The organism is Ilyobacter sp. (assembly GCF_041583315.1).
GTDB lineage: Bacteria > Fusobacteriota > Fusobacteriia > Fusobacteriales > Fusobacteriaceae > Ilyobacter.
The window spans coordinates 1-5,412 of record NZ_JBFHGC010000152.1 but is presented as its reverse complement, the minus strand read 5'-3'; the positions used below and the strand labels follow the sequence as shown (position 1 = coordinate 5,412).

Here is a 5,412-nt window from a genome sequence, read left to right as displayed (position 1 = left end):
TATAAGTCCAATCTCAGACCTCAGGGAGAACCTCTGACTGGGTTTACATTTAATGTAGAGAAAGAGTGCATGGAAGAGGTCACTCTCTCCCCTGCTACAGAGGAAGATCTTGCCAATACTGTAAAAGTAATGGGAGGAGAAGACTGGGAATTATGGGTAAAAGCCCTTATGGAAGCAGATGTAGTTTCTGAAGGATTTAAAACTCTGGCTTATTCATATATAGGTCCTGCTGTAATGGAGGGAATCTACAGGCACGGGACAATAGGGTCTGCCAAGGAGCACCTGGAAAAAACAGCACGTGATCTTGACGGAATTTTAAAAGATACAAAATCAGGAGAGGCCTATGTGGCTGTAAACAAGGCTATCGTTACAAAGGCAAGTGCCTATATACCTATATTCCCTCTCTATGCTTCTGCTCTTATGAGAGTCATGGAGGAAAAAGGTATAGAAGAAAATGCAATAGAGCACACTCACAGGCTTTTTGCAGATATGGTCTACGGGGACACGCCTGAATTTGATTCAGAAAAGAGAATGAGACCTGATTCCTGGGAACTGAGAGACGATGTACAGGAAGAGGTGCTAGAGATATACAAGAAAGTTACTGAAGATAATTTTAAGGAACTTACGGATTTTGATAAGTATAAAACAGAATTCTTAAAATTAAATGGTTTCAGCGTGGAAGGTGTCAACTATGACGAAGATGTGGATTTAGAAAAACTGGCTGAACTTAAGCCCTAAAATAATTCTATTAGCCCCCCCTTGAGGGGGTTTCTTTGTCTTGTTGCACTTTTAAAATAAAAAATAAAAAAGGATATTAAGAAAATAAGAGTATAATAGTTATTGGAGTTTGTTTATGAAAATAAATCATACAGAGGAGGTGGGAAGTATAAAAATACACTGCGTGAGATTGAAAAATGGAGAAGATATAAAAAAATCCATAATTGATTATTCAGCAGAAAAAAGTATACTGGCTGGAGTCGTCCTCTCCTCTGTAGGTTGTGTCATAAGTGGAAGAATAAGATTGGCAGACGGAAAAACCATCAAAGAACTTCCTGAAAAAATGGAGATAATATCCATCAATGGGACTCTGTCTCTAGATGGGATTCACCTCCATATCTCTTACGCTGACAGAGAGGGACTCGTTTTCGGAGGGCACCTGGTAGATGGAAATATTGTAAACACAACATGTGAACTTGTTATAGGGGAACTCAGTCAATATTCTTTTAAGAGAGATTTTGACGAAAACACAGGGTATAGGGAAATACAAATAATTGAAAGGGAGTGATGGCTATGTCCCGTAAGAGGCATGTCACAAAACATGATATAGAAATGTATCTATGTGAAAAAATATCAAAAAGAAAACTGGGAGTACTCAAGGATAAATTTAAAAAAGAAATCCTATTGGAAAAAGAAGAATTAGAAAAATACCGTCAGACTTATGAAAAATATGTCTATGAAGATGAGCTAAAAATTTATCAAGAAAGAAATGAAAAGAATATCGAAATTCTGGATGCATTTCAAAAAATATTTCCAGAAGATGTTGAATTATCTAAATTAAGTATTTAAGCTGTGGCATATGCCACAGCTTTTTTTTATAGTATTATCTTATCTTTATCTATAGAATCTATGCTGTGAGAGCCTGTCAGAATCATTCCCTGGTAAAGTTGAGATTTTATGGTTTCAAGTACAGTCTTGACACCTTCCTGTCTCCCCCCTATAGATCCCCAAATAACAGGTCTCCCGATTAGGACACCCTTAGCACCCAAGGCTATGTATTTTATTACATCAGCTCCTTCCCTCACGTTTCCGTCAGCAAGGACTATGATGTCATCCCCTACAGCCTTTACTATGTCCCCTAGAACCTCACACGGAGCCAAGGTGTGGTTCAATACCCTTCCCCCGTGATTTGATACTACTATTGCAGCAGCCCCGGCCTTTACACATATTTTAGCTTCCTCTACTGATAGAACTCCCTTTACTATGAAAGGTAATTCTGTAGATGAAACCAGCTCCTTTAGTTCCTCTGGAGTTTTTGGCCCTACAGGTTGTCCAAAAAGTTTCATGGTCACAAGCCCTGCTCCGTCTATATCCACACCTACAGCCAGTGCCCCAGCCTCTTCTGCCATTTTTATTCTGTAGATAATCTCACTGTTCTCTCTCGGTTTTATTATTGCTATACTTTTCCCACCTGATTTTTTCAGGGCCTCTATACCGTGGACATAGCAGCTAGAATCCCCTGTATCACCTATCATTGCTATGGTTCCTGCATCTAAAGAACCAAATACCACGTCGTTTATGTATTCTTCGTCAGAAACTCCTCCCCCCATATTAAATTTTGTCCCTGTAATGGGAGCAGTTATTACTGGAATGGATAATTTTTCACCAAAAATGGCAAAAGAAGTGTTCGGATTTGTTGCACTGTGGAGAGTCTTCATGGATAATTTTATGTTCTTTAATTTTTCAAAACTTCTTTTGAAAGATTCGCCTGTTCCTGCTCCTCCCATTCCGGGAACCTGACCGGCACACCACACGCCGTTGCACTCAGTACATAAGTTACAAAATCCCTTCATCTTCTCTCTAGCGTTTGATCTTACTTCTCTTAGTTCCATATAACCTCCCTAACTTAATGTAAAAATAGTGTCGTAAAAAAGTAGAAAAACAAAAAAATACTCTTAAAAAAAGTCTATCCTATAGAGTAAATTATGTCAAATAACAAAAAAAATAAGGAAAAAAAACCTTTTATTACACACAGTAAAATTATAGTTTCAAGCCCATTTGTGTCCTAATGAAGCGCAGCTGTTCTAAAAAAACACGTTGACAAATTTTGTGGGATGATGTAGTGTTAAATTAACGTTGTGATTAATTTTTACAACATACTAAAATATTTAACTATCATACGAAGATAAAATTTTTAATAATGCTTCAGTCTAGTTAATAATTTAATTTTACATTTAAAAATAATATTTTAAAAAATATTCAGAGGAGAGTGATTTTAAGATGGTAAGTAGAACGGTGGAGATAAAAAATGAAACTGGTTTACATACAAGACCTGGGAACGAGTTCGTTACTATGGCAAAAACTTTTGAATCAAAGATAGAGGTTGAAAATGAAGCTGGTAAAGTTGTAAAGGCAACTTCTCTTTTAAAGGTTCTTTCTCTTGGAATAAAAAAGGGTGCTAAGATAACTGTCCATGCAGAGGGAACAGACGCAGATGATGCTGTGGAAAAATTATCAACTCTTTTAGCAAACTTAAGAGACTAGTCAGTAAAATTAAAATTAGAGGGTACTATGTACCTTCTAATTTTTCGATAATATCGCTAATAATTTGATGAAGAAGGAGAATTTACAGATGAGAAAATTTATCAAAGGGATAGATGCTTCCCCTGGAGTTGCGATAGGTAAGGTATACCTTCATAAAGAAATAGAGCTAGTAATCAATACTGGAGATATAGAAGACGTAGAAAAAGAGAAAGAAAGACTTATCACTTCGAGAGATAAATCAAAAGAACAACTTACTGAGATAAGAAAAAAGACTGCTTTAAAATTAGGAGAAGATAAAGCTTCTATTTTTGACGGTCACATCACTCTTTTAGAAGATGAGGATCTATTTGACGAAGTTGTAGAACTTATAGAAGACGAAGAGATCTCTGCGGAAAATGCTTTGTCACGTGGGATAGAGGCTTATTGTGAAATGCTTGGAAATTTAGAAGACGAATACCTTAGAGAAAGAGCTGCTGATCTGAGAGATATAGGTAACAGATGGCTTCATAATATTTTAGGTCATGACTTAGGAGATCTTAGTTCTCTTAAGCCTGATACAGTTATTATAGCTAAAGACCTTACACCATCTGACACTGCTCAGCTAGACCTTGAAAATGTGCTGGCATTTGTAACTGAGATAGGCGGAAGAACTGCCCACTCATCTATCATGGCCAGATCTCTAGAGATCCCTGCTGTAGTAGGTACAGGAGATGTCTGCAGCTATGTAAAAGACGGAGACTCCATCATCGTAGACGCCATGACAGGAGATGTAATAATCAACCCTGACAAAGAAGAAATAGCTCAGTATGAAAAGAAAAGAGAAGCTTTTACAAAAGAAAAAGAAGAATTAAAATGCCTTTTAGATAAAGATGCAGTTTCTATAGACGGTACAAAAGTAGACATGTTTGGAAACATTGGAAGCCCTAACGATCTTCCTGGACTTCACAGAAATGGTGCAAAAGGAATAGGACTTTACAGAACAGAATTTCTGTTTATGAATAATGACAGATTTCCTACTGAAGACGAGCAGTTTGAAGCCTACAAAACTGTGGTAGAGTCAATGGAAGGTAAACCTGTAACAATAAGAACAATGGATATCGGTGGAGACAAAGCCCTTTGCTATATGGAACTTCCGAAAGAAGAAAATCCATTTTTAGGATGGAGAGCACTGAGAGTCTGCCTAGACAGGCCGGAAATATTAAAGACTCAGTTCAGAGCACTTCTCAGAGCATCTGCTTTTGGATATGTAAAGATCATGCTTCCTATGATAATATCTATTGATGAAGTAAGACAAGCAAAAGCTATCTTAGAAGAGTGTAAAGCAGAGTTAAGGGCAGAAGGAATTAAATTTGATGAAAATATTCAGTACGGTATAATGGTCGAAACTCCTGCTGTTGCAATGAGAGCAAAGTATTTTGCAAAAGAGGTAGATTTCTTCTCCATAGGTACAAATGACCTTACTCAGTATACTCTTGCTGTAGACAGGGGAAATGAAAACATTGCACATCTTTATGATCCATTTAACCCTGCAGTACTTCAAGCTATAAAAATGTCTATTGATGGTGCCCATGCAGAAGGTATAACTATATCTATGTGTGGAGAATTTGCAGGAGACGAGAGAGCCACTGCCGTTTTATTCGGAATGGGTCTAGATGCATTTTCAATGTCTGCAATCTCAATACCTAGAGTCAAGAAAAACATCATGAAACTTGATAAAAAAGAGTGTGAAGCACTGGTAGAAAAAGTACTGGCTATGGATACTGCTGATGAAATAAAAGCAGCTATAGAAGAATTTAACTCAAAAAAATAATTTTCAATAAATTTTTCCTCCCTTTACAGGGAGGATTTTTTTTATTTTTTGTATTCACAAAATAAGCATTTATGACTGTTTTCGGTTCTTTGTGTGATTTTTTTGATTGTTTTTGATTTTTTTTGAATGAATTTGATTGATTTTTTAAAAAAAATAGTGTATATTTTAATTAAGGAGTTGATAAGATGTTAAGTCAAGAAAGGTACGACATAATATTGAATCTTTTGAAAAATAAAGAAATCGTAAAAATGAAAGAGATTGTTGACACTCTAAAAATATCCGAGTCCACAATCAGACGAGATCTTAGTTATTTAGAGGAACACGGTCTTCTTAAAAGAGTC

General features: G+C 36.4%; 6 protein-coding genes and 1 pseudogene. 6 read left to right on the top strand and 1 reads right to left on the bottom strand.

Features of this window, described 5'->3' with window-relative positions; all coding sequences use genetic code 11:
- The 3 genes and pseudogenes from ABZA26_RS06735 to ABZA26_RS06725 all read left to right on the top strand — a co-directional run.
- Nucleotides 1-738 (top strand): annotated as a pseudogene (locus ABZA26_RS06735) (enoyl-[acyl-carrier-protein] reductase FabV); the annotation flags it as partial.
- Between the two features lie 115 nt (nt 739-853).
- A complete protein-coding gene (locus tag ABZA26_RS06730) occupies nt 854-1,285 on the top strand; it encodes a PPC domain-containing DNA-binding protein (protein ID WP_372713753.1) in 432 nt (143 codons plus the stop codon).
- A gap of 5 nt (nt 1,286-1,290) precedes the next feature.
- Nucleotides 1,291-1,566, top strand: a complete 276-nt coding sequence (locus tag ABZA26_RS06725) for a hypothetical protein (RefSeq protein ID WP_372713752.1) — start codon at nt 1,291-1,293, stop codon at nt 1,564-1,566.
- A gap of 26 nt (nt 1,567-1,592) precedes the next feature.
- On the opposite strand, the gene ABZA26_RS06720 is transcribed toward ABZA26_RS06725, so the two are convergent.
- Nucleotides 1,593-2,609 (bottom strand): alpha-hydroxy-acid oxidizing protein, encoded by a 1,017-nt coding sequence (locus tag ABZA26_RS06720; protein ID WP_372713751.1) that lies wholly within the window; start codon nt 2,607-2,609, stop codon nt 1,593-1,595.
- A 388-nt stretch (nt 2,610-2,997) separates the two neighbouring features.
- Between ABZA26_RS06720 and ABZA26_RS06715 the strand changes: the two genes are divergently transcribed.
- The 3 genes from ABZA26_RS06715 to ABZA26_RS06705 all read left to right on the top strand — a co-directional run.
- A complete protein-coding gene (locus tag ABZA26_RS06715) occupies nt 2,998-3,261 on the top strand; it encodes an HPr family phosphocarrier protein (RefSeq protein WP_372713750.1) in 264 nt (87 codons plus the stop codon).
- A gap of 88 nt (nt 3,262-3,349) precedes the next feature.
- The gene (gene ptsP, locus ABZA26_RS06710; RefSeq protein WP_372713749.1) at nt 3,350-5,071 is read left to right on the top strand and encodes a phosphoenolpyruvate--protein phosphotransferase; all 1,722 of its coding nucleotides are present in this window, start codon (nt 3,350-3,352) and stop codon (nt 5,069-5,071) included.
- A 185-nt stretch (nt 5,072-5,256) separates the two neighbouring features.
- A partial coding sequence (locus tag ABZA26_RS06705) for a DeoR family transcriptional regulator (protein WP_372713754.1) occupies nt 5,257-5,412 on the top strand: 156 nt, incomplete at its 3' end.

Excerpts from the sequence above, each read along its gene's own strand:
- ABZA26_RS06730 (WP_372713753.1), top strand. The coding sequence starts at position 854 with ATGAAAATAAATCATACAGAGGAGGTGGGAAGTATAAAAATACACTGC.
- ptsP (WP_372713749.1), top strand. The coding sequence starts at position 3,350 with ATGAGAAAATTTATCAAAGGGATAGATGCTTCCCCTGGAGTTGCGATA.
- ABZA26_RS06725 (WP_372713752.1), top strand. The coding sequence starts at position 1,291 with ATGTCCCGTAAGAGGCATGTCACAAAACATGATATAGAAATGTATCTA.
- ABZA26_RS06720 (WP_372713751.1), bottom strand. The coding sequence starts at position 2,609 with ATGGAACTAAGAGAAGTAAGATCAAACGCTAGAGAGAAGATGAAGGGA.
- ABZA26_RS06715 (WP_372713750.1), top strand. The coding sequence starts at position 2,998 with ATGGTAAGTAGAACGGTGGAGATAAAAAATGAAACTGGTTTACATACA.